Source organism: Streptomyces sp. NPDC127129 (genome assembly GCF_042671585.1).
Taxonomy (GTDB): domain Bacteria; phylum Actinomycetota; class Actinomycetes; order Streptomycetales; family Streptomycetaceae; genus Streptomyces.
Genome location: NZ_JBHXTV010000001.1, coordinates 604,456 through 629,569, shown reverse-complemented (window position 1 = coordinate 629,569; position 25,114 = coordinate 604,456). Strand labels below are relative to the sequence as shown.

Genomic DNA, 25,114 nt, shown 5'->3' with positions numbered 1-25,114 from the left:
GCGATTGTCCGACCTCTTCATCCACGCCGGCAGCCGAGCGAACATCGCCCTCGTCGGGCTTACGCCGCCACGCTCTCGCAATCGCGCACCGACGTAGGCGGACAGCTCGTCGACGTGCTCCTCGTTGTAGGCCCACAAGATCTGCCCGGCGCAACGGGTCTGCAGCCACAGAGGCCGCTGGAAAAACGGATCCTCACTACCACCCAGCACCGCGCCGACCAGCCCAGCCCCCCGCACCTCAGGGTTCCAGTCAGCGGCGGCACCACACCCTCCACAAGCCAGACGACGCGGCTGGAACAAGAGCTCGCTGAAGTATTTGAGATCAGAAATGCCTGGCCGGGGAATCACGAGGGCGCGGCCTCCGCATCGCGGACAGACCACAAGTATCTGACCCGCGAACCGAGCCAACGGAACCCCTGGGTCATAGTGACGAGCGAGATCAGTACGCGGCTCGGAATCCATGACGGACACCATCGCAGGTTCGCGACACGGCCAGCGACCGGGTTCTCGCACATGCCCCACAGCTCGCTGCCAGCCACTTTCGATACACGGCCTAGAACAAGTGTTCTTCATCACCCTCGGCTGAGGCGTGTGTCCGCATTGGTCGCAACAGTTGGCGACAGATGTCTGTTCTGTCCTCTGGGAATGAAGTTTGTGCAGGTCAAGACCGTTGACACGGTGTCACTCGCCCCATTGGATCTCCCTCGGAAGATCACAGTCAGTTCTTGATCTTCACTCTACATATACATGCTGCACACCGGGCCGTGCACTCGCTGAGCCTGGTGTAGTGACGGGTGGGGAATGAACGCGAGAGCAAGGTGCGCGACACGCGCCCACAGAAGAGGGCGTGTACTCGCCCTGGCGACAGCCTGGGTGCTACTGGCAGGCGCCGCGCCGGTGATGACAGCCAGTCCAGCGGTGGCGGATGCGTCTCCTGGCATCGCCCTGACTGAGTCTGAGCAGGCACTGCAGAAGGCCGCTGACTCCGGTGACCGGGTGGAGGTAGTGGGGGAGCGAACGGAGCGGGAGACCGTGTTCGCGAACCCTGATGGGGCGACGTTCACGCTGGAGAAGTCGATTGTCCCGGTCCGGGTGGACACGGGGAGCGGCTGGGCTGAGCCGGACGCGACACTCGCGCGTCGCGAAGACGGTTCGATCGGTCCCAAAGCCGCCGTGGTGGATCTGTCGTTCTCCGGCGGTGGTTCGGGCGAGGGGCTCGCAACGATCGGGCAGGACGGTCAGTCGGTGTCGATGGGCTGGCCCGGCCAACTTCCCGAGCCCCGCCTCGACAGCGAGCGCGCCATCTACGAGAACGTCCTGCCGGACGTGAACCTGATCCTGACCGCGACGGTGGATGGGTTCCGCCAGGTGCTGGAGGTCGAGACGCCTGAGGCGGCGGCACTTCCCGAGCTGAAGGCGATCGAGTACGGCCTGAAGGCCGACGGGCTGCGGTTGCGCGAGGGCGCGGTGGGCAGTGTGGAGGCATTGGACGGCAACGGCCAGGTGGTGTTCCGTTCGCCGACCGCCCGGATGTGGAATTCCGCCGGGGATGACGGTGCAGCAGCCTCGGACGCGGGGGTGAGCGCGCAGAGCGCGGGCTTCCGTGCAGAGTCCGGGGTTTCTCTCGGGACTTCCTCCGCGCAGGAGGAGGCGTCGGATCTTGTGGCGCCTCCCGAGGAGGGCGACCCGCTGGCTGGTCCGGGGGCCGGTGACACGGCCGCGGTCATGGAGGTGGAGTTGGCCCATGACTCTCTGACAGTGATACCTGATGCGGCTTTCATCGCTGCCACCCCCGTCGAGGACTTCCCCCTCTACATCGACCCGTCCGTGGAAGCGGACCAGTCGGAGCGCACCGTGCTCTCGTCCGACGGCGATGTCTTCTACGCCTTCGGCAACGGCGAGAACGGCATGAGCGTGGGCAAGTGCGGCTCTGCGGTGATCAACGGGGTGTCGTACTACTGCGGGTCGGGCTACGTGAACCGCATGTACTTCGAGTTCTCTCCCACCAAGCTCAGGGGCAAGCATGTCCTGGACGCCACGTTCCGCGTGACGGAAACCTGGTCGTTCTCCTGCAGCCCGGCCTGGGTGGACCTGGAACGCACCGACACGATCTCATCGGCCTCCAAGTGGCCCGGGCCGACCCAGCGGGACCAGATGGGCGACCGCAACGTATCCGCGGGCCGAGGCACCGCCTGTTCTCCGTCCCAGCCGCGCGCGGTGATCGAGTTCAACGACAACCCGGCCGAACCGGACGAGAACCTGACCGCGACCACCAAGTCGTTCGCCGATGGCACTCTCAGCGCCTTGACGCTGATGCTGAGGGCAAAGGACGAATCGGACACCATCGCCTGGAAGCGGTTCAACAACGACGCGGTGCTCGTGGCAACGTACATGAGCAAGCCGGCGACACCTGCCGAGTACGGCTTCCCCTCCTCGGGGGGAACGCAGATCTGCAGCAAGTCGGAGTCTGCGCCGACCACGGTCTCCGACGCGACCCCCAGCCTCGTAGCGACGCCCCGGGTTGTGACCGGTGGTGAAAGCGGAGCGATGCTCCGGGTGTACTACGACATTGACGGCAAGAACCCTGACGGATCGTGGTTCGACGCTCCCCAACCGACAACGTCCTCGCTCGAGCCGACCACAGGTCATGCGGCTTACAGCGCCACAGCCAAGGACTTCCCGAATCTGACGAAGGACTGGAATGTAGCGCTTACGGAAGGCAAGCTCTACCGCTACTCGGCTTCCACGCATTCGTTCCCGAACACCTCTTACACAGGCGCGCTGAGCAGCAGCGGTGCTCCTTGGTGCTATTTCAAGGTGGACTCCAGCGCGCCCAAGCCGCCGGTGGTGACGTTCAACTCGGTGTACACCCAGTGCGTCACGGGCGGTTCCTGCACGCCACGAGGTGGCCCTGGACAGGCAGGCTCGTTCACCTTCAGCCCGGCCGCCGGGGACGTGAACACCCACTACCAGTACAAGCTTTCAACGGACACAGGCCCGAGCGGCTGGAAGGCAGCGACGGCAGGCTCCTACACGACCAGCATCACGCCCCCGCAGTCCGGCACCTTCCTTCTCACCGTGGAGGCCAGGGACTCCGCCAATCGTGTCGGCGTGACAGTCGTGAAGTTCCTGGTCCTGGGGGGTTCCGAGCCTGTCGCGCTCTGGGACTTCAACGAGTCTTCCGGCGTGGCCTTGGACCGATCCACGACGGACCCCGCTCTGCAGGACACTCTGACGCTCACCGCCGCCGGTGCGACTCGGACAGATCACGGCCGGCGGGGCGAGCTGACCGCCGCAGACGACAGCAAATCGCAGGACAAGGCGCTGTCGCTGGTCACCACGAGCCAGGGAAGCGCGACCTCCGCCTCTCAGGTCGTCGAGACTCTGGCGTCCTACACCGTGACGGCGTGGGCCCGGATCGATGCTGCGGGGTCGGCAAACGCCACAGTCCTGGCCCAAGACGGCGCCCGGCACAGTCCCTTCTACTTGAGCTACTGCGCTGACAAGCAGAGGTGGTGTGTGCGACTGCCCGAACAGGACGCAGACGGAACATCGTTTTCGAATCAGCGGGTGAACGCCATCAACCCGCCCCAGCCCAAGGCATGGACGCACCTCGGTGCCGTAGTCGACACCAGCAGCAGGAAGATCTCCTTCTACGTCAACGGTGTCCTCCAGGGTACCGACGCGTTCACTACGGGCGGGTTTGCTTCTGCTGGCGCGTTCAAGATCGGTCGGGCGAAGTACGCCAGCACCTACACGGACTTCTTTGCCGGTCAGATCGACGAGGTAGCCGTGTGGCAGCGGGCCCTGACTGACGCGGAGATGGCACAGCAGGCCGGCCCGAAGGACAGCCGGGACTGGGGCTACGTCGAGCTGGTGGCCCAATACAATCCCGCCGGTGGATCCGGCTCCTCCCTGTCGGACGACAGCGGCTACGGCAACACCCTCACACTGAGCTCGGAATCCTCCCTCAATGGTGAGTACATCGTCCTGAATGGTGTGGACGAATCCGCTTCGTCAGCCCGTCCCCTGGTGGACGACACCGGATCGTTCTCCGCGTCCACGGCAGTAGACGTGAACACGAAAATGCTTGCCGGTATGGCGAACGCGTCGCGAATGCAGGTCGTGGGCCAGCAGACCGGGACGGGTTCCTCATGGGGTATCTGGTTCGAGAAGACCGGAATGAAGGATGCCGAAGTCGATGCCGGGGAGGATCCCGTGATCGACGAGGAGACCGGCCAGGTAATTATCGAGCAGGTTCCGGTGGGTCGCTGGCACTTCGGCCGGCTGACCTCGGACGGTACGGGTGTGTCAGTACAGAGCGATGAGCTCGTCACCCCCGAGGGAGAGGTCCAGGTGACAGGGGTGTTCGACGCCCCGTCACAGACTGTCCGTCTCTACGTCGGCGGCCTCCAGGAGGGCATGCCGCTGGCCTACCAGTCCACGCTCGGATCGGGCTTCACCGTCGGCAACAGCTGGACCGGCACCGCCTGGAGCAGCTTTCTGCCCGGGAAGATCAGCGACATCCGCCTCTGGGCGGGCGCACTGAGCAACGACGCACAGGTGCAAGCCGTCGTCGGTGGGTGATCCCCCACTAACCCCCCGCCCGGTCGGTCAGAGCACCATCGCGCTCTGACCGACCGACGCTGCCCGACTCCGGGCACACGTTTCCGCCTTCTCTTTCACGTCGATCGAATGATCACAAGGAGTACTTCCGTCGTGTCCAGACGTGTGCGTCTACGCAGACGACAAAGTGCCGTAATCGGCGCGCTCGCATTCGCGTTGTCGATACCCACGCCGCTGGTGCCCATGGCGCAAGCCGCTGAGCTCCCGGGACGTCCTGAGGTCCCACGCTCCGCGCCAGCGAAGGTATACAAGGTCACGGAACCAGGCGCCGAGAAGGAACGCGCCAAGGTGAGCCGGGAGAGGGCGGCCAACCGAGCGCTGGCGGCCGCTGCCGAACGTGAGCGGGCCCGCAGCACGTGGCCGAAGGCCCAAACGGTCGCCGACCAGCTGGATCCCGCAGCCGCTCCCGCGAGCGGCACACTGGTGGATGTGCGCGGGGTCGAGGGGACTGGCCCGGCCCGGCTGGTGCAGCGCCCGGCGTCCGGCACGTCCAAGGTGAAGGTGTTTGACCAGAAGGCCACGCGCGCAGCCGGCGTCACCGGTGTGCTGTTCTCGGTCGCCGCTCAAAAGCCGGGTGCGGCCGAGGTAGAAGTTGACTACAGCTCCTTCGGCTCTGCGATCGGCGGTGCTTGGGCCACCCGCCTCGGGCTGATGTCGCTGCCCGCGTGCGCGCTGACCACACCGGACAAGGCCGAGTGCCGTGAGACCAAGCCGGTCCCGTCGCATAACGATGTCGGGGAACAGACCGTCACCGGCCGTCTGGACGCGGTCGACACCGCTCCGCGGATCCTTGCTCTGGCCGCGACCTCGTCGGCCGGATCGGACAAGGGAGCGGGCGACTACAAGGCCACCCCGCTGTCCGGTGCCTCTTCCTGGGAGGCCGGTGGTTCTTCCGGCTCGTTCACCTGGTCCTACCCGATCTCGGTCCCGCCTGCGGTGGCCGGGCCGGCGCCGTCGCTGGCGCTGTCCTACGACTCGGGCAGCATCGACGGGCGCACCGCGAACACCAACAACCAGGGCTCCCTGGTGGGTGAGGGCTTCACCCTGACCTCCTCGTACATCGAGCGCAAGTACGGCTCGTGCGACGACGATGGTCAGACCGATAAGAACGACCAGTGCTGGAAGTACGAGAACGCCTCGCTCGTCCTGAACGGCAAGGCCACCGAGCTGGTCAAGGACGACACCAGTGGCCAGTGGCGGCTGAAGGACGACGACGCCTCCAAGGTCATTCACGCGACCGGTGCCGACAACGGCGACGAGGGGGATGCGTCCGTCGATGGTGCCGGTGAGTACTGGAAGGTGGTCACGGGTGACGGCACCACGTACACCTTTGGTTTGAACAAGCTTGCCGGAGCGGGCAGCGAGCGGACCCACTCGGTGTGGGCCGTCCCGGTCTTCGGCGACGACGCGGGGGAACCCGGCTACTCCGCCGGCACGTCGTTCTCCGGCCGAGCCAAGCAGCAGGCTTGGCGCTGGAACCTCGACCTCGTCGAGGACGTCCACGGCAACGCCTCGTCCTACTGGTACACGGCCGACTCCAACCATTACGCCAAGAACGGTGACAAGACCGCACTCGCTTCGTACACCCGCGGCGGGTATCTGAATGAGATCCGCTACGGGCAGCGCTCCGACACACTGTTCACCGGGACCGCGTCCGGCAAGGTGACCTTCGACTACAAAGAACGCTGCAAGGACAGCGGGAGCGGCTGCGGCACGCTGACTGAGGACACCGCCGACACGTGGCCAGATGTTCCCTTCGACTCGATCTGCACGTCGACGGAGACGGACTGCAAGGCCACCGGTCCGGCATTCTTCACCCGGAAGCTGCTGTCGGCCATCCACACCCACGTCTGGTCCACGGCCGCCGAGCCCGATGCCTACAAGCCGGTCGACTCCTACACCCTGACGCAAGAGATCTTCGACGGTCAGGACATCGGCAACAGCTCCGACCAGGTATGGACCCTGACCGGGCTGAAGCGGACCGGCAAGAACGGCACCTCCATCGGGCTGCCGACCATCGGCTTCACCTACCAGCAGCGCGCCAACCGCGTCGACGGAGCCGCAGACGATGTCGTACCCCTGACACGTCCACGTATCTCCACCCTCACCTCCGAGACCGGAGCGATCACCACCGTCGCCTTCTCCGAGCCCGAGTGCGTCCGAGGCACGAAGATGCCCGCTGCCGAGGACGACAACAACCTCTCCTGCTACCCGGTCTACTGGCCCGTCAACGGCGGCGAGCCCCAGCTGGACTGGTTCCACAAGTACCGCGTCATCGCCGTCAACACCGCCGACCCCGCCGGACGCAACCCCAGCGTGGAACACGCCTACACCTACGAGGGCCCGGCCTGGCACTACAACGACGACCCCTTCACCAAGGAGAAGGAACGCACCTGGTCCTCCTGGCGCGGCTACCGCAAGGTGACCGCCCACACCGGAGCGATCGGCGCCACCCGTTCCAAGACCGTCAGCCTGTACATGCAGGGCATGCACGGCGACCGTCTCAAGGCGAAGGACGCCAACGGCAATCCGCTGACCCGCAGCGTCACCCTTGCGAGCATCGACCTGGACAACGTCGCCGGCAGCACCGGTGACGAACTGGACCTCCCCGACAGCCTCGACCGTGAGCAGTACACAGGCCAGCTACGCCAGCAGATCACCTACGACGGCGCCCTCGCGGTCAGCAACAAATTCAAAAACATCTGGTACCGGCAGACAGCCAGCCAGCAGAAGTCGTACGCCAGCATCAAGGCGTACATGGCCCGCACCTCAAGGGCGTACACCCACACCTATCTCACCGCCGCCAAGAAGTGGCGCACCTCGGCCGTCAGCTACACCTACGACAGCTACGGGATGACAACCCACACGGAGAACCACGGTGAGTTGTCACCTGCCGGCGACGAGACATGCACCCGCATCTGGTACGCCCGAAACGACGCCAAGGGCCTGACCGGACTGGTCTCCCGTACCCGCACCGTGGGTCAAGCCTGCTCGCTCACCGACGACCAGCTGAAGATGCCCACCAGCATCACCCACAAGTACACAAGCAGCGAGGCCCCAGACCAGCGCGGTGACGTCCTGTCCGACACTGCCACTGTCTACGACAACACTGGCGCCACCGGCTGGACCGCTGCCCAGACCCCAACGCTGGGTCTCCCCACCTGGACCGGCCGCGCCAAGGGCTACCCGACCGCCGTCGCCGGCAGCACCGCCGACCGCGATCCAACCAGCTGGCAGACGCTGACCAAGGTCACCTACGACGGAGCAACCGCCAAGCTCGGCCGTCCCCTCACGGTGACGGACGCCAACGGCAAGGTCACCACGACGGCCTACTACCCCGCCACCGTGGGGCCGCTCACCTCCACGATCGTCACCAAGCCCACGCTCGCCAACGGCCAAGCCCACAAGGCCTACACGTACTACGACCCCGCGCGCGGCTCCGTAACCCACACCCTGGACGCCAACCTCAAGCGGACCGAGCACACCTACGACGCGCTGGGCCGCATCACCGCAACCTGGGCACCCAACCGCTCCAAGTCCGGCGGCGACACCGCCACCGCCACCTTCGACTACGGCATCAACCAGACCAACCTTCCCTCCTGGACCTCCGTCTCCACCCTCAAGCCGGACGGCCAGACCTACACCACCAGCTACAGCCTGGTGGACTCCCTGCTCCGCCCGCTCCAGTCCCAGACCCCGGCCCCCAACGGCGGCCGCATCCTCACCGACACCCGGTACAACGACCGCGGCCTGGCCTACGAGACCTACGCGGATATCTTCGACTCCACCAGCGCGCCCAGCAGCGCTTGGACCCGGGCCGAGTACGGTGGCGCACCCCAGCAGGTCAACGTGGAGTTCGACGGCCTCGGCCGTCAGGCGAAGTCCACCCTCCTGGTCAAGGGCGTGCAGAAGTTCGCCCCGGTCGTGACCAGCTACACCGGTGACTCCGTCGCCACGACGGCTCAGCAGGGTGGCAACGCCACCCGCACGATCTCTGACGCTCTCGGCCGCACCACCGAAACCCGTACCTACGCGGGTACCCAGCCAGACGATGCCGCCTACGGTGGTGGGCTTGGCGCCACGTACACGTCCGTCAGCCACGGCTACTTCCGGGACGGCAAGCAGAAACAGGTGACCGGCCCCGACGGCGCGAAGTGGTCGTACACGTACGACCTCTACGGCCGGCAGGACACCACAACCGACCCCGACAAGGGCACAGGCTCCAGCACCTACACCGACCTCGACCAAATCCAGACGACCAAGGACGCCGAAGACCGGATCCTTGTCCACGGATACGACGAAATCGGCCGCAAGACCGGCCTGTGGCAGAACAGCAAGAGCGACGCCAACCTCCTCGCGGAATGGACGTACGACTCGCTCCTCAAGGGCCTGCCCGACGCCTCCATCCGCTACACAGGAGGCAAGGGCCAGACCGGCAGCAAGGCCTACACCAAGAAGGTCACGGCCTATGACTCCATGAGTCGACCCACGACCACCACCCTGACACTCCCGGCCGACGACCCGCTGGTCACTTCGGGAGCGGTCACCGCCACCACCACCGCGAAGATCGACTACCGTCTCGACGGAACAGTCAACAGCGTCACCGAGCCGGCAGCTGGCGGGCTTGCTCAGGAAGTCATCAGCACCGCCTACAACAGCCTCAGCATGCCCATCGGTCTCTCCGGCGCATCCGGCTACCTTCTGGGCGCCTCCTACACCGATCTGGGCCAGGTACAGCAGCTGACCCTGGGCACCTCCACCGCCAGCGGCAACAAGAAGGTCTTCCTCACCAACTTCTACGAGGAGGGCACCGGCCGACTCACCGGTGCGGACGTCGACGACCAGACCCGTGGTGCAGTGCGCGACACTGCCTACACCTACGACCCGAGCGGCAACGTCACGTCGATCTTCGATCACGCGAACACCGGAATGGGGGCCGACTTCCAGTGCTTCACGTACGACGGCCAGCGCCGCGTGTCTGAAGCCTGGACCCCAAAGACCGCGGATTGTGCTCCCCAGGGGCGCACGGTGGCCAATCTTGGTGGAGCCGCTCCCTACTGGACGTCCTACACGTACAACGCGGCAGGCCAGCGAGCCACGGAGAAGCAGAACACCGCCACGCCGGTCACCCGCACCTACTGCTATGACACCACTCGCACGCACGCGCTGAAGGCCACCACGGCTGACGGCAACTGCGCGGACGAGACCGCCAGGTACACGTACGACTCCACAGGGAACACCACCGCCCGCGTCGAAACGCTGGACAGCACCACCAGCCAGTCCCTGGCCTGGTCCGCTGAAGGCAAGCTCGCCAAGCTCACCGAGGGCACCACCGCAACGGACTACCTCTACGACGCTGACGGACAACTCCTTATACGCCGCGCCTCCGGCGCCAGTGGTGAGACCGTCCTCTACCTCGGTGCCACCGAAGTCCACCTCAAAGGCACCCAGAAGTGGGCGAACCGCTACTACGCAGCGGTCGGCGCCACGATCGCGCTCCGCACCAACGAGGCCGGCGCCGAGAAGCTCCACTTCCTCGCAGCCGACCACCACAACACCGGCAACCTCTCCATCACCACAGACACCGCCCAGACCCTGACCAAGCGCTACACCACCCCCTTCGGTGCCGCCCGCGGAACCACCCCCAGCACTTGGCCGGACGACAAGACCTTCCTCGGCAAGCCCACCGACACCGAAACGGGCCTCACCCACATCGGCGCACGAGAATACGACCCCAACCTCGGTCAATTCATCAGCGTCGACCCGATCCTGGCGCTCGACCAACCGCAATCCCTCAACGGATACAGCTACGCCAACAACAACCCGATCACCACATCGGACCCCACAGGGCTCATGCCCGCATGCGGTGCGGGGGGCGGTTCCTGCGAGGTTGGCAACGGATCCTCACCGACGGTTGAGGAGCCTGACAAGCAGGGCAACAATGACGGGACCGCCAGCAGCGGTGACAGCGATGACGCAGCTGACGACGACTGCCCCTGGTACTCGAAGTGCGGCCTGTCGAACGCCTGGGAGGACACCAAGGACTGGGCGGTCGAGCACCGAGAGGCGATCTCGGTCGTCACCGAGATCGTCGTGGGCACGCTCTGCGTCGGAACTGCAGTCGGGGCCGGATTCGCCTCTGGCGGGGCCGGGTTCGCGGCGGTGGCCGGCTGCGGCGCGGTGGCGGGTGCCGCCGGGGCCGCGGTCAACAACGCACTGACGCCAGGCGCGGACAACAGCGTCACGGGTCAGCTCGCCGCGCAGGCCAACGGCGCGATCTGGGGCGCGGCCGGCGCCGTCGTCAGCGCAGGGGTCGGAAAGGCCGCCGCAAAGGGCATCAATAAGCTCCTCGGGAGGTGCCACTCGTTCCTGCCCGGAACCAAAGTCGAGATGGCCGACGGCTCGACGAAGAACATCGAGGACGTCGAGGTCGGAGACGCCGTTCTCACGACCGATGTCGAGACGGGCGAGAACGCGGAGAAGAAGGTCCGCGAAACCATTCGGACTGAGGACGACAAAGACTTCACCGAGATCACCGTTGCGACGGATGACAGCCTGTCCAGCATCATCGCCACCGACACCCACCCGTTCTGGGTCCCCGAACTGGGCGAATGGGTCCAGGCTGGTGAGCTCCAGACGGGCCAGTGGCTCCGCACGAGCGCGGGCACGCACGTCCAGATCACGGCGCTCAGCTACTACACGAAGCGGCAGCGCACGCATGACCTCAGCGTCGAGGACATCCACGCGTACTATGTGCTGGCGGGTGCCACGCCGGTCCTGGTTCACAACTGCAATGTGAGGTTTACCCAGGCGGAGGCTGACACTCTTCGGGTTGGCCCGCACGCTGATGGTTCAGTCCCCGCTACTGGCCCGGTTGTGACGCCTGCCCAGAGCGCTGCGATGCAAGGGAGGGTGTGCCACACATGCGGCGGAACGACACCGACTATGATCGGAGATCATCAGCCTTCCACGGGAATCGGGCCGGCCAGCCTCCCACGAAACCTGTTCCCGCATTGCAAGGTCTGCAGCGATTTGCAGTCGGCCGCCGTGCAGAAGGCTCAGAGGATGTTGAGAGAGCACGGCTATCACGATCCGGCATTCGAGCAACCGGGATATACGAGTGCGAGAGAGAAGCTAGCCGAGCTCTTGCCAGGCCATACGCAGTAAATTGAGAGTACCGCGCCGGGCTTCCCGAAAGGGAGGCCCGGCGTGCGCTGTTTTCTGGGTAGCAGATAGGAGAGTGCTTAAGTGTTGGTCGGTGCCGGTGAAATTTTCTTGAATCACCCTGTGATTCGGATTGGCTCCACGGAGCTTCCTGACGATGTTGTGGCCTTGCATGGTTCGAATATCATCGCCACTGAAAGGCACCTTCACCTCGCTGCACGCGCCCAGGTTGGCCTGGTGCGGGTGAGGCTTTGGAGCGACGCGAGTCCAGTGGAAGGCGTCGTGATCTTCGATGGCTCACTGCGATTGGATGACGGTATGGTCTGCGTCGGTGACGTACTGGGAGTGTCAAGTTTCAGGCAAGGGATTGGTGTTCCGGGAAATCGGCGGGTCCTAGTCTCCGTCGACGACCCAGGCAACGCATCTCGGATCGATTTCGTGCTCGATCCGGGAACGTGCGACGTGGCCCTTACCGCTTGCCGAAGTTACCCGCTTCCGCTGTTTCGCGTAGCGGATTCGTCGAGCCTGGATTCGACTGATGAGCTAGGGCTCATCCTTTCTGCGCACAACATTCCTCTAAATCGCCTCGCGGCTGCACTGAAGCTCATCTGCTTGGCGGCGGAAAGAGAAGATTTTGCACGGCGTCCAGCTATGATGGAATTCCGAATTCGAATGATTGGGGAATGGCTGCGGTGGGTTTCCCCGACCTTGTCTGAAGCAGCGACTTCCTCGATCACCTCGTTCATCTTGGAAAAGGTTCAGGGTGCATCTCCAGCCGATGCCGATTCCTTCTCCATCGACGTCTCTTCCGAAGTCATGCGGCGCGCAACCGCTTGATCACCCTCCGATCCGTCTGACGGAAAAACTAGGCCCCGGCGGAGACGGAGCCACCGGGCTTCAGAGGTGTCTGACGGCAGGGCAACGTCCGCGGGCGAGGCCGTGCATGGTAGTCAGCCATCGGCAAGGGGCTGGGCGGCTGCCCCGAGGCTATGAGTGTCTCCCAGCGCGTTGATGGCTTGACGTTGGAGGCGGATGCGTACGTGGGCGTAGACGGTCGCGGTGACGCCGATGTGGGCGTGGCCGAGGAGTTCCTTGATGACCACGAGGTCGGCGCCTTGCTCCAAGAGCAAGGTGGCGGTCGAGTGCCGCAGGTCGCGGAAGCGGATGCGCCGGAGCCCGGCCCGGTCGAGGAAGCTGCGGAGTCGGCGGGTGAGGTTGGCCGGGTCGAGAGGTCCACCGGTCGGGATGGCGAAGACGAGGCCGCTGTCCTGCTTCCTCACCCCGGCCTCTCCCCGCTCCCTGTCCTGCCGTTCCTTGTGCTTCTTGAGGGAGTGGATGCATTCGTGAGGGTTCGATCCCATACTCGTTTCCATGATCGTCATGGGTGCCGCTGGGGCCGTCGTAGTGGGAGGCGTGGCCATGGGTGCCGAGGGTGGCGCTGCAGGCGTTACATTACCGGCGTGGCTGCGACGCAGCGGGCCTTCGGACTCGCGGCGTGAACGTTTACATTGGAGTGCATCCGTGAACCTGAAGACATTCCTTCGTAATTTTGCTGCGCCAGCCGCCAAGGAGCACGGCCTGGTACGAAGTGGCAGCGACTTCAAAATGGCATCAGCCTCCGGCGATTCCGCGATCCTCTTCTTTGAAGAACTTCGCGTGGACCCACTAAAGGTCGTATTTGGAGTTTCCTACTGCCTCATCCCCGGTACCTACTGGGACTGGGTCAGCAGGTATGACGGAAATTCCGTTCGGCCTGCCGATAGGACCGGGGCCTTCACTACCCGATTCATTCTTCCCTCAAAGGAACTCTCATATGACCCGGGAGGCGACGGGTACCTGCGGAGGATGTGGTCGTATAAAGCCGGCGCAGAACAGCAATGCGGAGCTGCGCTTAGCGAATGCTTGACCTGCGAAGTGATTCCAGAGATGGCTCGCATGTTGGATCGTGGTTCACTCCTCGCTGAGCTGCGTAATCCGACGCGCCCGGGAGTTTCTGCCCTGTCGCAAGACCTTTGCGAAATCTTTCTGGGCATCAACTCCAGGCCGTCAGAAGGACTTGAGGAGGCGCTCGCTGAGGCAGAACGAAGCGGCGCTTCCCACCTCTTGGTGTCATGGCTTCGACAGCGTTCTCAGGCGGACTCTCAGTAGCACCTGGTAGACCCTCGGGCGGATCACTGCAGTCCCCTGTCGACGGGCATCCCGGACCGCTCCCATGCGGATCCGGGGTGCCCGTTTGTCGATTGCCACGGCGTTCACCGGCCGGAGCTCCTGGGCCAAGTCATCACCCTCCTGAGTGCAGCGCTCTACGCGTCGCCTGAGGTGCCCTCAGCCAGGAGCCGCGTGTCGAGGTCGGTGGCCCAGGCCAGGGCCCAGGCCTGTAGGTCAGTGATCTGGGCGGGGGAGAGGCCGTAGTCGGCGTAGTCCCAGTCGTCCCACCACTCAGCGCCGACTAGGCCGTGTATCGAAAGTGGATCTTGGGCCGTGAATGATCTCAAGTCATGGGGCGGGGAGATCTCACGGACGAGCAGTGGGCGGTCCTGGAGCCATTGATGCCGAAGGGCGCTGGGGCGGGGCGGCCGCCGGTCTGGCCTCGCCGGCGACTGATCGACGGCATACGGTTTCGGGTCCGGACCGGTGTTCCATGGCGGGACGTGCCCGTCGAGTACGGGCCTTGGGGCCGGGTCTACGACCTGTTCCGCTGATGGCAGCGGAACGGCACCTGGCACCGGATCCTCACCCAGCTCCAGTCCCTGGCCGACGCGAAAGGCGCGATCACATGGGACCTGAGCGTCGACTCCACGGTGTGCCGCGCCCATCAGCATGCGGCCGAGGCCCGGAACCAGGGCGACCTGCAGAAGGAACCGCCGGGCGGCGTGTTCACCGAGCCCGGTGATCACGGGCTGGGCCGCTCGCGCGGCGGGTTCACCACCAAGCTGCACCTGGCCGTCGAGCAGGGCCAGCAGCCCATGTCGATCGTGGTGACCGCAGGGCAACGCGGGGACTCGCCGCAGTTGGAACCCGTACTCGAGAAAGTCCGCGTGCCCCGCATCGGGCCGGGCCGGCCACGCGCTCGCCCCAATCGCGTGCGGGCTGACAAGGCGTAGGCCTCCCGCAAGAATCGCGCCTACCTCCGCCGCCGGGGGATCCGCTGCACCATCCCCGACAAGGTCGACCAGGCCCGCAACCGCCAGAAGCTCGGCTCCCGCGGCGGCCGGCCGCCGCGCTTCGACCCGGTCGACTACCGCGAGCGCCATGCGGTCGAGTGCCGGATCAACCGCCTCAAGAGGAACCGCGCTGTCGCCACGCGATACGACAAGCTCGCCGTCCGCTTCGAGGCGACTGTGCTGGTCGCAGCGATCAACGAATGGCTATGACCCTGTCTCGCGCGTCATCACGTAGGTGTTCCCGATGTCGGGATCGCCGTAGAAGAAGAACAGCTTCAACTCGTCGTGCTGATCGCGGTCCACGTAGAAGGACCACGCGTATGTCGATGGGGGTTCAGAAGCCGCGGTGTCAGTGGTCATCACGGGGGAACGGCTCTCCACTCGGGTCCGGACTGCCAGCGCGAGTCGCACGACCTGTCCGCCGTCGTCGTCGGTCAGTTGCCAGGTTCCCGTGCCGGAGAAGCGCCAGCCGTCCTCGAAGTCGAAGTCCTGCCCGTCGAGCTTTTCGAGAAGAGCCGTTCCGTCTTCGCGAAGCACCACACGGGTCCCGTCGACGTTTTGCCACCCCCCCCAGCGACTTCGGCTGCCGTGGCGTCGTGGAGCCCTGTTCCCTCGTAGTACTGATAGGGACCGGCACACGCCGTCAGAACAGCCAAAACCGCCATCAAGCCACCTAGGATCGCCCCCCACGCACGCAGCCTGCTTTCGCCCGCCACCAGGACCTCCCATCCTCAGCCCTCATCGACCAGCCGATAGGGGTGGGCCGCGGAGAGATATCGTGTCAGACTCGTTGAACGTGTTCAACTATGCGACTGGAGGGGGCGCGCACCATCCCCGGCTCGTGCATCCAGCGCTGCCCGCAGCCGCCGATGAGCACCGCGAACAGCGCTTTCGATACACGGCCTAGCACGGCCGGGAGCCGTCTCACTCGTTTGCTCCGCCCTGTCTGGCCGGAAGGGCGGGGGAGGGTTTGGCTGGAGCCGTCCGCGCGGAGGCGCTCGTACGGAGGCGCCCGCACCGCGGACGGCGGGCTTGGGAGGCGGGATGTCGTGGTCGACCCGGGTGCGGAGGTTGCGGACCGGGGCCGAGAGCCGGTTTCCCGTCCTCACCGAGGTGACGAGCAGGCTGGTGAGCGGGAACCTCCTGGACTCGGGGACCCGGCTCGCCGCCACGGCGTTCCTGGCCGCCGTGCCGCTGCTGTTCGTCCTGTCCGCGTTCGCCCCGAAGGGCGTGCGCGACCAGATGCACGACTCGCTGCGCGCGATGTTCGGGCTGTCGGGGCCGTCGGACCGCGAGCTCCAGCAGGTCCTCGACCCCTCCGCCTCCGACGCGGTGCGGGAGACGTCCGGTGTCGTCGGTGCGCTCGTGGCCCTGGTGTCGGCCACGAGCTTCAGCCGCGCCATGGCCAGGGTGTGCGAACGGGCGTGGCGCCTCCCCCGGGCACGAACCCGGATCGCCGCCTGGCGCTGGACCGTGTGGCTGCTGGTCCTGATGCTGGTCGTGCTCCTCCAGGCGCCGCTCAGGGGCGGCTTCGGGGTGGGACTGTGGCTGGGCACGCCCGTGTTCTTCCTCGTGAGCACGGGGGTGTGGCTGTGGACCCAGCATCTCCTGCTGGTCGGCCGGGTCCCGTGGCTGCCGCTCCTCCCCGGCGCCCTCCTCGCCGCGACGGCCACGACGGCCCTCGGGCTCACGGCGCGGCTCTACATCCCCGGTGCGCTCAACAGGGCCCTGGCGGAGTACGGCTCACTGGGACTGGTCCTGACGATGTTCTCGTGGCTCATCGTGGTCTGCGCCGCGGTCACGTTCGCGTTCACGATCGGCGCGGTACTGGCGGTGGAACCCCCACTGAACCGCCTCCTCGGCCTGGACCGGTGAGACCCGCGGCTGCGGCAGGCGGGGGAGCTTTCCTCAGGACGTCAGGCGTCAGGTGATGTCAGGCGTCGAAGCGGCGGCGGGATTCTTCGATGTGGCCGAGGTTCGCGTGGGTCCAGTCGCACAGGCCGTCGATCGTCCTGCGCAGGGCCCGGCCCGGCTGGGTGAGGGTGTACTCGACCCGTGGTGGCACGGTGGGGTGAACGGTCCGCCGGACCAGGCCGTTGCGCTCCAGCATGCGCAGGTTCTGGGTCAGCATCTTGTGGCTGATGCCCTCGACCTCGTTCCGCAGCTCGGTGAAGCGCAGTGTGCGTTCACCGAGGAACTCGATGATCAGAAGCGCCCACTTGTTGGCGACGTCCGAGAAGATCTCCCGCGCCAGCGAGTCCGCCCGCGCCAGGTCCGCGTCCTCGGGCGAGCCCCTGAACTGCTTGGTCACCATGAGGTTCCCCAGTCACCGAAAAGTGCGTTCTTCCATGTCAGGGGTCACTCTCCTACGGTTCCCTGGTAACCACAAGAGACCGGGTCCCGACCGGGGGCTCGTCTGAGAAGGAGGCGTGCGGCATGGCCATCACCCTGGTGAACCCGAGTGGACTGCCCGCGGTCGATGCGTACCGACAGGTGTCGATCGCGACCGGCTCGAAGCTGGTCTTCGTCGCGGGACAGGTCGCCTGGGGCGCCGACGGCGTCACGGTCGGCGAGGGCGACCTCGCCGCGCAGGTCGAGCGGTGCTATCTCAACGTCGGCATCGCTCTGGCGGAGGCCGGCGCCTCCTTCGACGACGTGGCGAAGCTGACCGTCTACGTCGTGGACTGGACGCCCGACAAGATGCCTCTCCTCATGGAGGGCATCGCCCGGGCGACCGCGAAGCTGGGCGTCACCCCCGTGCCGCCCGCCACGCTGTTGGGCGTCGCGGCGCTGGACGTGCCCGACCACCTCGTCGAGATCGAGGCCACCGCGGTCCTCGACTGAGACGAGGAGCCGCGGCCGGGGCTCAGGCGGCGGCGCCCGAAGGTGCGGGGCCCGTGTCCGGGGTGGAGAGCCGGGTGGGGCCGACCACGGTCAGAGGGATGCCCAGGTGCTCGCAGAGCCGCCGGGCGCGCGTGAGGGCGCTCAGCGAGGCGGCCGAGGGATCGCGGGTGGGCAGCTGCACACGCACGTGGCGTGGGCGGTGGGAGTGCACGAGCGCCTCGGTCTCCAGGGAGGCCGCCGCCCGGCTGCTGACATCGAGGTCGCGCAGAAACGTCACGTGCAGGACGCCGTCCTCGATGGCGTGGGTGATCAGCATTGACGGTCTCCTTCTGTGCCGGCGTCCCTGATGGGAGGGACGTCCCACGCCCGACGGGGCGGATCGGCGTAGGCCATCAACGAGTCATTGTCCGAGGAAACAGGGGTTCCCGCACGCTGCCGGGCGGCACGCGGTCCGGACCGTCGCGCCGGTGCCGCAGGTCAGGAGGCGTCGCCGTGACGCCTCTCGTGACGTGAGGCGTGGGGGAGGTGCGTGATCCAGAGGGCCCCGGCTTCGAGCTGTGCCTGGTCGAGTCCGGTCTCCTGGCTGAGGGCCGCCATGCTGAGGCCCTGATGGTGCCGGCCCATGGCACGGGTGATCTTCGCGAACCACAGTTCGGCGTCGTGGTACGGCCGTCCCCTCAGCTCCTCCTCGAGCAGCGCCAGATGCTCGACACTGCAGGCCCGCAGGGGGCGCTGGCCGTCGTGGAGGGGATCGTCGGGGTCGACGTACGAGGAATCGGGTGCGCGGCCGTTGTGCGAGCGCGAGCCGAGCGGGCATCCGCATACCGCGCAGGGGGCGTATCGGCGGGTGTCGGAGGTCATCGTGCACCTCCAGCAGGTCTGCGGGGCGGCGAGTGCCGCCCGGGCCGGTCGGATTCCGTGGGGCGCTCCCATTCATCATGGTGCCCCGCCCCTTCGACATACGTCAAGGAATACGTGAAAAACAGGACGTATATAGCATTAACCTCGGCGAGGGCGGGCACACGTACGTCATGGCAGATGGTGCACGCCACCACCCGAGCTGGACGTTTCTCACGAACCATGCCCGGGTGCTCCTCATGCTCTCGCGCGATTCCGGGATCCGGCTGAGGGACGTCGCCACCGAGTGCGGGGTGACCGAGAGAACCGTGCAGGCGATCGTCGCCGATCTGGAGGCGGACGGGTACGTCACCCGCACGCGGGGGGTGGACGGCCGACGGAACAGCTACGAGATCAACCCCAAGGCCCAGTTCCGCCACCCCGCCGAAGCGGGGCACGAGATCGCCGGCCTCCTCGATCTGCTGAGTGCCCCGGTGCACCCCGGGCCGTCGGTCGCGGCCGGGACGGGCAGCGGCGGCCCCGGCCGGACGCGAGACCCCCTGCGGCCCGACCGCGAGACGTGAGGGCCCCGGGGGCATGGCGCGACAGGTGGACCGCGAGAGGTGTAGCGCGACAGGTGAAGGTGGCCGCCGACCCCGCAAGGCCGGCGGCCACCTCTGGCACCCGAGGCGATCGGGTGCGACCCCGAGACCGCCCGCGCGAGGTCAACCGTGCCGCATGTCGTCCGGGTCCACCGGCACCCGGCCGGGACCCGGCGTCGGAGGCCTGTCGGCGTAGTCCTGGCGCGGCTCCGCCATGCCTTCGGGCGGGAAGTCCATGGCCGGAACGACCCGGGTGCGGCCGAGGTCGTCAGGGATATGTTCCGGGGTTCGGGGAAGCCGCCGTGCTGATCGACCACTATGTCGGAGGTGCCCGGTGTCCCTGACCGCCTCATCTTCGAGGAGCCGGCCCGAGCGGCTCGTCACGCTGCCCGGTGTCTACCGCCCGCAGGCCGACACGCGGCTGCTCGCCGACGCCCTCCGCCACGAGAGGCTGGGGCCGGAGAAGCACGTCGTGGAGATCGGTACCGGCACGGGCGCTCTCGCGCTGAGGGCCGCCGCCACCGGCGCGCACGTCACCGCGATCGACGTCTCGCTGCAGGCCGTCGTCGCGGCCCGCATCAACGCCCTGCGACGTGGGCTGACGCTCCGCGTGCTGCACGGGGACTTCGCGGCCCGCACGAGAGGCCGCCGCTTCGACCTCGTCCTGGCCAATCCGCCGTACGTCCCGTCCCCGCGCGCCCGGCTGCCGTCGCACGGCGCCGCACGGGCGTGGGACGCGGGGCCGGACGGACGGGAGCTCATCGACCGGATCTGCACGCGCGCCCCCGCCCTGCTGTCGCCGGGCGGCGTTCTCCTGCTCGTCCACTCGGAGCTGAACGGCGCCGCCACCACAGTGCAGCGCCTGCGGCGGGTGGGCCTGCAGGCGCGCGTGACACGGCGCGCCGTCATCCCCTGGGGTCCGGTGCTCCACTCGCGGCGCGCCTGGCTGGAGAGCGAGGGGCTTGCCGGAGGCGGCGAGGACCGGGAGGAACTGGTGATCATCCGTGCGCAACGCGCCTGAGCACGACCCCGAACCCGAGCGTGTTCCCGAGCCCGACCGGGCGAATGATGCCTCGGCGGGCCCGTCTCCTCGACGGGTGGCCGTGGACCCGCGGGGGCCGGTGCTGGTCGAGGGGCCGGTGGAGACCGTACGGGACGACGGCACCGTGGTCCGGTCGGACCGGTTCATGGTGGCCGTGTGCACGTGCCGCCGCAGCCGGACCCAGCCGTGGTGCGACACCAGCCATCGACATCGCCGGCGGCCGGGCGCCGAGCCGCCGGGCTCCGAGCCGCAGGGCTCCGAGCCGCAGGGCTCTGGGCCTTCGACACCCGAACGCCCAGGCCCCGACCTCCGCCCGGCCGCGTCGCCGACGTCGGCACCCGCAGTCACCGGGCGGCGGCCGGGCGGCGGGCCCGTCCTTCCCCAGGCACGGGGGGAACTGTCCGAGGCCGTACGGCACTGCCTGCGTACGGGCTCCCCGCCGGCATACGACCCCCGGTCCCTCCTGACGGCCGACCCCTGGGGGGAGGACCTCCAGCTCGCGCTCCATCTGCTGTACGAGCTCCACTACCGGGGCTTCGACGGGGTGGACGACGCGCGTGAATGGGATCCCGACCTGTTGCGGCTGAGGCAGGGCCTGGAGACCCGGTTCCTGCACGCCCTGCGTACCGAAGTGCCGGATGGCGACCGCTCGGTCGACGAGGTGTTCGCGCCGCTGTTGGAAGAGCCCGTCGACCTGGGTGGCAGCGTCAGCCGCTTCCTCGAGACCGACGGCGAGCTCCGGCACCTGCGGGAGTACGCGGCGCTGCGCTCGCTCTACCACCTCAAGGAGGCCGACCCGCACGCGTGGGTCATTCCCCGGCTGACCGGACGGGCCAAGGCCGGCATGGTGGCGATCGAGTACGACGAGTTCGGCGCGGGGCGGGCCGCGGACATCCACGCACGGCTCTTCGCCGACCTGATGGAGGACCTGGGCCTCGACCCGGCCTACGGCAGGTATGTGGACCACGCGCCCGCACCCCTGCTGGCCACCGTCAACCTCATGTCCCTGTTCGGTCTGCACCGCGCCCTGCGCGGGGCGCTGGTCGGCCACTTCGGCTGCGTCGAGGTCACCTCCTCGCCCGGCTCACGGCGGATGGCACGGGCGATGCGCCGCTGCGGCGCGGGGCCGGCCGCCGAGCGGTTCTACACCGAGCACGTCGAGGCCGACGCCGTCCACGAACAGGTCGTACGGCGCGAGGTCGTCGGCGGACTGCTCGCCGACGAGCCCGGCCTGGAGGCCGACGTCGTCTTCGGCTGCGCCGCGACGGTCGTGCTGGAGGACCGGCTGGCGGCGTTTCTGAGGGAGTCGTGGGACCGGGGACGCTCCGCGCTGCGGGTCCCCCTGGCGCAGGACCCGCGACGGACGGGAAGCTGACCGTGGCCGGCCTGGACGCCTTCACCGCGCTGCTCGACCACCCCCTGTGCGTGGTGACGACCGCGGCGCCGGACGGCGAGCGAGCCGGCTGCCTCGTCGGGTTCGCCTCGTCCTGCTCCCTCCGTCCGCCCCGCTTCGTCGCCTGGCTGTCGCGGGAGAACCACACCTACCGGGTCGCCTGCCGCGGCGAGTTCCTCGCGGTCCACGCCCTGGGCCCCGGACAGCGGGAGACGGCGAGGCTGTTCGGTGAGGAGACCGGCGACCGCGTCGACAAGTTCGCGCGCGCCTCCTTCTCGCCCTCCGCGTACGGGGGAGTGCCCGTCCTCGCCGACTGCGTCGCCTGGTTCGTCGGCCGGGTGGAGGCGCGGCTCGACGGCGGAGACCACGTCGGCTTCCTTCTGTCGCCCGTCTCCGAGAGCCCTCCCGGGGACCCGGACGCGGGCCTGATCCGGCTGAGCGACGCGGTGGACTTCACACCCGGACATCCGGCCTGAGATCGCCGAACCCCGGCGCCCGGAGCGCCCGTCCAGTTCGCGAGGTTCGCGTGGTGGGCGTACCGGACGGGTGGTGACAGCGAAGTTACGCTCCAGTAGGGTTCCGGCAGCCGAAGCGAGGAGGGGGCTGCCGTGACCGCGGGCGACTACACCGGACTGGCCGAACAGGCACGGCGGTTGGCGGAGGGGACGGTCACCTCGACCGCCCTCGTCCAGGCCGCGCTCGACCGGATCGAGGCCACGCGGCCCACCCTCAACGCCTTCCGCTGCGTCCGGCCGGAGGCCGCCCTCGCCGAGGCCGCCGACACCGACCGCAGGCTCGCCGCGGGCGAGAGGCTGCCGCTGCTCGGCGTACCGATGGCCGTCAAGGACGACACCGACGTCGCCGGGCTGCCCACCCGCTTCGGCTGCGCCGGAGACATCCCCGACGCGGCCGAGGACGGCGAGTCCGTCCGGAGGCTGCGGGCCGCCGGAGCCGTGATCGTCGGCAAGACCAACTCCTGCGAACTGGGCCAGTGGCCGTTCACCGAGGGCCCCGCCTTCGGTGCCACCCGCAATCCCTGGAACACCGCTCACACCCCCGGCGGTTCGTCGGGAGGCTCCGCCGCGGCCGTGGCCGCCGGCGTCGTGCCCGCGGCCCTCGGCTCCGACGGGGCCGGCTCCATCCGCATACCCGCCGCCTGGACCCACCTGGTCGGCATCAAGCCGCAGCGCGGCCGGGTCTCCGTCCACCCGTACGACGACTGCTTCCAGGGCCTCACCGTCAACGGTCCGCTCGCCCGGACCGTCGGCGACGCCGCCCTGCTCCTCGACGCGGTCGCCGGGCCGCATCCCGGCGACCGCTTCCAGCCGACCGCCGTCGACGCCTCGGCCGCGGCGCGCCGGGAGCCCGGCCGGCTGAGGATCGCGCTCGCCTGGCGCGCGCCCTTCACGGCCACGTACAACCCCCTCGACGCGGGTGTGCGGCGGGCCGTCGCCGATCTCGCCGAGGCGCTCGCCGGGCTCGGCCACACGGTGGAGGAGGCGCGCCCGCGCTACGGGCTCATCGGGCTGAGCTTCCTGCCGCGCGCGACCGCGGGGATCGCCGAATACGCCGGCCGGCACCCCCAGCCCGCGCTGCTCGACCCGCGGACCCGCAGCGCCGCGCGCAACGGCCGCCGCCTCGCCGGACGCGCCCTGCGCGCCGCCCGCGCCCGCGAGGCGCACCAACACCGCAGGATCGGCGCGCTCTTCGACACGTACGACGTCCTGATCGCCCCGACGACGGCGGTTCCGCCGCCCCGGATCGGCACCTTCGACACGATGCCGGCCTGGCGCACCGATCTGACGATGGCGTCCGCCTGCCCCTATGCCTGGCCGTGGAACGTCCTCGGCTGGCCGGGCGTCAACGTCCCCGCGGGCTTCACGCCGGACGGCCTGCCGGTCGGCGCGCAACTCCTCGGCCCGGCGGGCAGCGAACCGCTCCTGGTCTCGCTGGCGGCCCAACTGGAGGACGACCGGAAGTGGTTCGCCCACCGCCCCCAACTCGCCGGAGCCGGAGGAGCCGCGTCGACCGGTCGAGCCGCGTCGACCGGCTGAGCGCGCCGACGGGCTGAGCGCACCGACCGGTCGAGCCACGCCGACCGGCTGGGCGCGCCGACGGGCTGAGCGCGCCGACCGGTTGAGCCGCGCGGGCCGGCTGAGCGCGCCGACCGGAAGAGCCGCGCTGACCGGTCGAGCCACGCCGACCGGTTGAGCCGCGCGGGCCGGAGGAGCCGCGCCGACCGGTTGAGACGTGGCGGCGGGTCGAGCCGCGCCGACCGATCGCCGCCGAGCGGCTGAGACGTGCCTAGGGGACCCGGGCCGTCCACTCCTCCGTCGCGAACTTCGACGCCGCCAACTCCTTCGCCAGCGCCATCTCCTCGGCCGTCACGACGCCTTCCGTCAGGCCGTACCGGTTCCGGAACGAGCCGATCATCCGCTCGATGACCGCCTCGCGCGGCAGGCCCGTCTGCCGGCGGAGCGGGTCGACCCGCTTCTTCGCGCTCTTGGTGCCCTTGTCGGAGAGCTTCTCGCGGCCGATCCGGAGCACGTCCGTCATCTTGTCGGCGTCGATGTCGTACGCCATCGTCACGTGGTGCAGGACCGCGCCCTCGCCCGCCACCATCCGCTTCTGTGCCGCGCCCGCGATCTTGCCCGCGTCCGTCGCGATGTCGTTCAGGGGCTGGTACCAGGCCTTGACGCCCATGTCGCCGAGCGCGCCCAGGACCCAGTCGTCCAGATAGGCGTAGCTGTCGGTGAAGGAGAGCCCCTGGATCAGGGCGTCGGGGACGGAGAGCGAGTACGTGATGGTGTTGCCGGGCTCGATGAACATCGCCCCGCCGCCGCTGATCCTGCGCACCACCTCGATGCCGTGCCGCTCCGCCGCCGCCGGGTCCACCTCGTTGCGCAGCGACTGGAAGCTGCCGATCACCACGGCCGGAGCGCCCCATTCCCAGACCCGCAGGGTCGGCGGGCGGCGGCCGGCCGCGACCTCGGCGGTGAGCACCTCGTCCAGGGCCATGTGCAGCGCGGGCGGCTGCGGCGGCTCGTGGATCAGCTGCCAGTCGTAGTCGGTCCAGTCCGTGGCGTGCGCGAGGGCCCGCCGGACGGCCACCCCGATGCCCTCCGTGGTGAGGCCGTACATCTCCGTGCCCGGGGGGAGCGCCGCGTCGATCCGGGCCGCGAGGCCGGACGCGTCGGTGTCGGCGGGCGCGCCTTCGAGCGCGCGGTCGATGGCGAGGATGGCCTCGTCCGGCTCCAGGAAGAAGTCGCCCGCGACCCGGACGTCCGTGAGGACACCGTCTCGCGCCTCCAGGTCGACGACCACCAGCTTTCCGCCCGGAACCTTGTACTCGCCGTGCACGGACCCTCCCTCGCCCCGATGTCCCCGTAAGGGGTGAACCGGTCCAAAGCGTACTCCGTGGGGAAACGGAGGGTTAAGGGAC

At 68.1% G+C, this 25,114-nt stretch carries 15 protein-coding genes and 3 pseudogenes; 12 read left to right on the top strand and 6 right to left on the bottom strand.

Annotated features, from left to right (window positions below; genetic code table 11):
• Positions 1–918 precede the first annotated feature (918 nt).
• The 3 genes from ACFVGW_RS02705 to ACFVGW_RS02695 all read left to right on the top strand — a co-directional run bounded on the left by ACFVGW_RS02705 (position 919) and on the right by ACFVGW_RS02695 (position 12,627).
• Complete coding sequence (locus ACFVGW_RS02705; protein WP_385850433.1) at positions 919–4,587, top strand: LamG-like jellyroll fold domain-containing protein; 3,669 nt, start codon at positions 919–921, stop codon at positions 4,585–4,587.
• Between the two features lie 327 nt (positions 4,588–4,914).
• A complete protein-coding gene (locus ACFVGW_RS02700; RefSeq protein WP_385850432.1) occupies positions 4,915–11,793 on the top strand; it encodes an RHS repeat-associated core domain-containing protein in 6,879 nt (2,292 codons plus the stop codon).
• A gap of 81 nt (positions 11,794–11,874) precedes the next feature.
• Positions 11,875–12,627 (top strand): hypothetical protein, encoded by a 753-nt coding sequence (locus ACFVGW_RS02695; protein WP_385850431.1) that lies wholly within the window; start codon positions 11,875–11,877, stop codon positions 12,625–12,627.
• Between the two features lie 113 nt (positions 12,628–12,740).
• Here the strand turns inward: ACFVGW_RS02695 and ACFVGW_RS02690 are convergent.
• A pseudogene (locus tag ACFVGW_RS02690) lies at positions 12,741–13,139 on the bottom strand (tyrosine-type recombinase/integrase); the annotation flags it as partial.
• A gap of 1,149 nt (positions 13,140–14,288) precedes the next feature.
• On the opposite strand from ACFVGW_RS02690, the pseudogene ACFVGW_RS02685 reads away from it, so the two are divergent.
• Positions 14,289–15,164: pseudogene (locus ACFVGW_RS02685) on the top strand (IS5 family transposase).
• Here ACFVGW_RS02685 and ACFVGW_RS02680 read toward each other — a convergent pair.
• Entirely contained in the window at positions 15,159–15,494 is a 336-nt protein-coding gene (locus tag ACFVGW_RS02680) for a hypothetical protein (RefSeq protein WP_385850430.1), read from the bottom strand. The pseudogene ACFVGW_RS02685 and the gene ACFVGW_RS02680 sit on opposite strands and share 6 nt — an antisense overlap.
• Before the next feature lie 504 nt (positions 15,495–15,998).
• Between ACFVGW_RS02680 and ACFVGW_RS02675 the strand changes: the two genes are divergently transcribed.
• Positions 15,999–16,829, top strand: a complete 831-nt coding sequence (locus tag ACFVGW_RS02675; protein WP_385850429.1) for a YhjD/YihY/BrkB family envelope integrity protein — start codon at positions 15,999–16,001, stop codon at positions 16,827–16,829.
• 58 nt (positions 16,830–16,887) lie between these two features.
• Here ACFVGW_RS02675 and ACFVGW_RS02670 read toward each other — a convergent pair whose 3' ends face one another.
• Positions 16,888–17,268 carry a winged helix-turn-helix transcriptional regulator gene (locus tag ACFVGW_RS02670; RefSeq protein ID WP_383219787.1) on the bottom strand — a complete coding sequence of 127 codons (381 nt, stop codon included), beginning with the start codon at positions 17,266–17,268 and terminating at the stop codon, positions 16,888–16,890.
• A gap of 122 nt (positions 17,269–17,390) precedes the next feature.
• Between ACFVGW_RS02670 and ACFVGW_RS02665 the strand changes: the two genes are divergently transcribed.
• On the top strand, positions 17,391–17,798 hold the full coding sequence (locus tag ACFVGW_RS02665; protein WP_385850428.1) for a RidA family protein: 408 nt from the start codon (positions 17,391–17,393) through the stop codon (positions 17,796–17,798).
• A gap of 22 nt (positions 17,799–17,820) precedes the next feature.
• Here the strand turns inward: ACFVGW_RS02665 and ACFVGW_RS02660 are convergent, their stop codons facing one another.
• Positions 17,821–18,114 carry a hypothetical protein gene (locus ACFVGW_RS02660; protein ID WP_383219790.1) on the bottom strand — a complete coding sequence of 98 codons (294 nt, stop codon included), beginning with the start codon at positions 18,112–18,114 and terminating at the stop codon, positions 17,821–17,823.
• Positions 18,115–18,275: 161 nt separating this feature from the next.
• Positions 18,276–18,659 (bottom strand): hypothetical protein, encoded by a 384-nt coding sequence (locus tag ACFVGW_RS02655; protein WP_385850427.1) that lies wholly within the window; start codon positions 18,657–18,659, stop codon positions 18,276–18,278.
• A gap of 170 nt (positions 18,660–18,829) precedes the next feature.
• On the opposite strand from ACFVGW_RS02655, the gene ACFVGW_RS02650 reads away from it, so the two are divergent.
• From ACFVGW_RS02650 to ACFVGW_RS02625, 6 genes and pseudogenes are all read left to right on the top strand, one after another.
• Positions 18,830–19,219 (top strand): helix-turn-helix transcriptional regulator, encoded by a 390-nt coding sequence (locus ACFVGW_RS02650; protein WP_385850426.1) that lies wholly within the window; start codon positions 18,830–18,832, stop codon positions 19,217–19,219.
• A gap of 358 nt (positions 19,220–19,577) precedes the next feature.
• Positions 19,578–20,258, top strand: a complete 681-nt coding sequence (locus tag ACFVGW_RS02645) for a HemK2/MTQ2 family protein methyltransferase (RefSeq protein ID WP_385850558.1) — start codon at positions 19,578–19,580, stop codon at positions 20,256–20,258.
• A pseudogene (locus ACFVGW_RS02640) lies at positions 20,242–20,475 on the top strand (CDGSH iron-sulfur domain-containing protein); the annotation flags it as partial. The gene ACFVGW_RS02645 and the pseudogene ACFVGW_RS02640, both read left to right, overlap by 17 nt.
• 201 nt (positions 20,476–20,676) lie before the next feature.
• The gene (locus ACFVGW_RS02635; protein WP_385850557.1) at positions 20,677–21,654 is read left to right on the top strand and encodes an iron-containing redox enzyme family protein; all 978 of its coding nucleotides are present in this window, start codon (positions 20,677–20,679) and stop codon (positions 21,652–21,654) included.
• Between the two features lie 2 nt (positions 21,655–21,656).
• Positions 21,657–22,148, top strand: coding sequence for a flavin reductase family protein (locus tag ACFVGW_RS02630; protein ID WP_383219796.1), 492 nt, complete (start codon positions 21,657–21,659; stop codon positions 22,146–22,148).
• Positions 22,149–22,280: 132 nt separating this feature from the next.
• The gene (locus ACFVGW_RS02625; RefSeq protein ID WP_385850425.1) at positions 22,281–23,726 is read left to right on the top strand and encodes an amidase; all 1,446 of its coding nucleotides are present in this window, start codon (positions 22,281–22,283) and stop codon (positions 23,724–23,726) included.
• A 250-nt stretch (positions 23,727–23,976) separates the two neighbouring features.
• On the opposite strand, the gene ACFVGW_RS02620 is transcribed toward ACFVGW_RS02625, so the two are convergent.
• Positions 23,977–25,032: a biotin/lipoate A/B protein ligase family protein gene (locus ACFVGW_RS02620; protein ID WP_385850424.1), complete on the bottom strand. Its 1,056-nt coding sequence runs from the start codon at positions 25,030–25,032 to the stop codon at positions 23,977–23,979.
• Positions 25,033–25,114 lie beyond the last annotated feature (82 nt).

Excerpts from the sequence above, each read along its gene's own strand:
- ACFVGW_RS02675 (WP_385850429.1), top strand. The coding sequence starts at position 15,999 with ATGTCGTGGTCGACCCGGGTGCGGAGGTTGCGGACCGGGGCCGAGAGC.
- ACFVGW_RS02670 (WP_383219787.1), bottom strand. The coding sequence starts at position 17,268 with ATGGTGACCAAGCAGTTCAGGGGCTCGCCCGAGGACGCGGACCTGGCG.
- ACFVGW_RS02665 (WP_385850428.1), top strand. The coding sequence starts at position 17,391 with ATGGCCATCACCCTGGTGAACCCGAGTGGACTGCCCGCGGTCGATGCG.
- ACFVGW_RS02660 (WP_383219790.1), bottom strand. The coding sequence starts at position 18,114 with ATGCTGATCACCCACGCCATCGAGGACGGCGTCCTGCACGTGACGTTT.
- ACFVGW_RS02655 (WP_385850427.1), bottom strand. The coding sequence starts at position 18,659 with ATGACCTCCGACACCCGCCGATACGCCCCCTGCGCGGTATGCGGATGC.
- ACFVGW_RS02650 (WP_385850426.1), top strand. The coding sequence starts at position 18,830 with ATGGCAGATGGTGCACGCCACCACCCGAGCTGGACGTTTCTCACGAAC.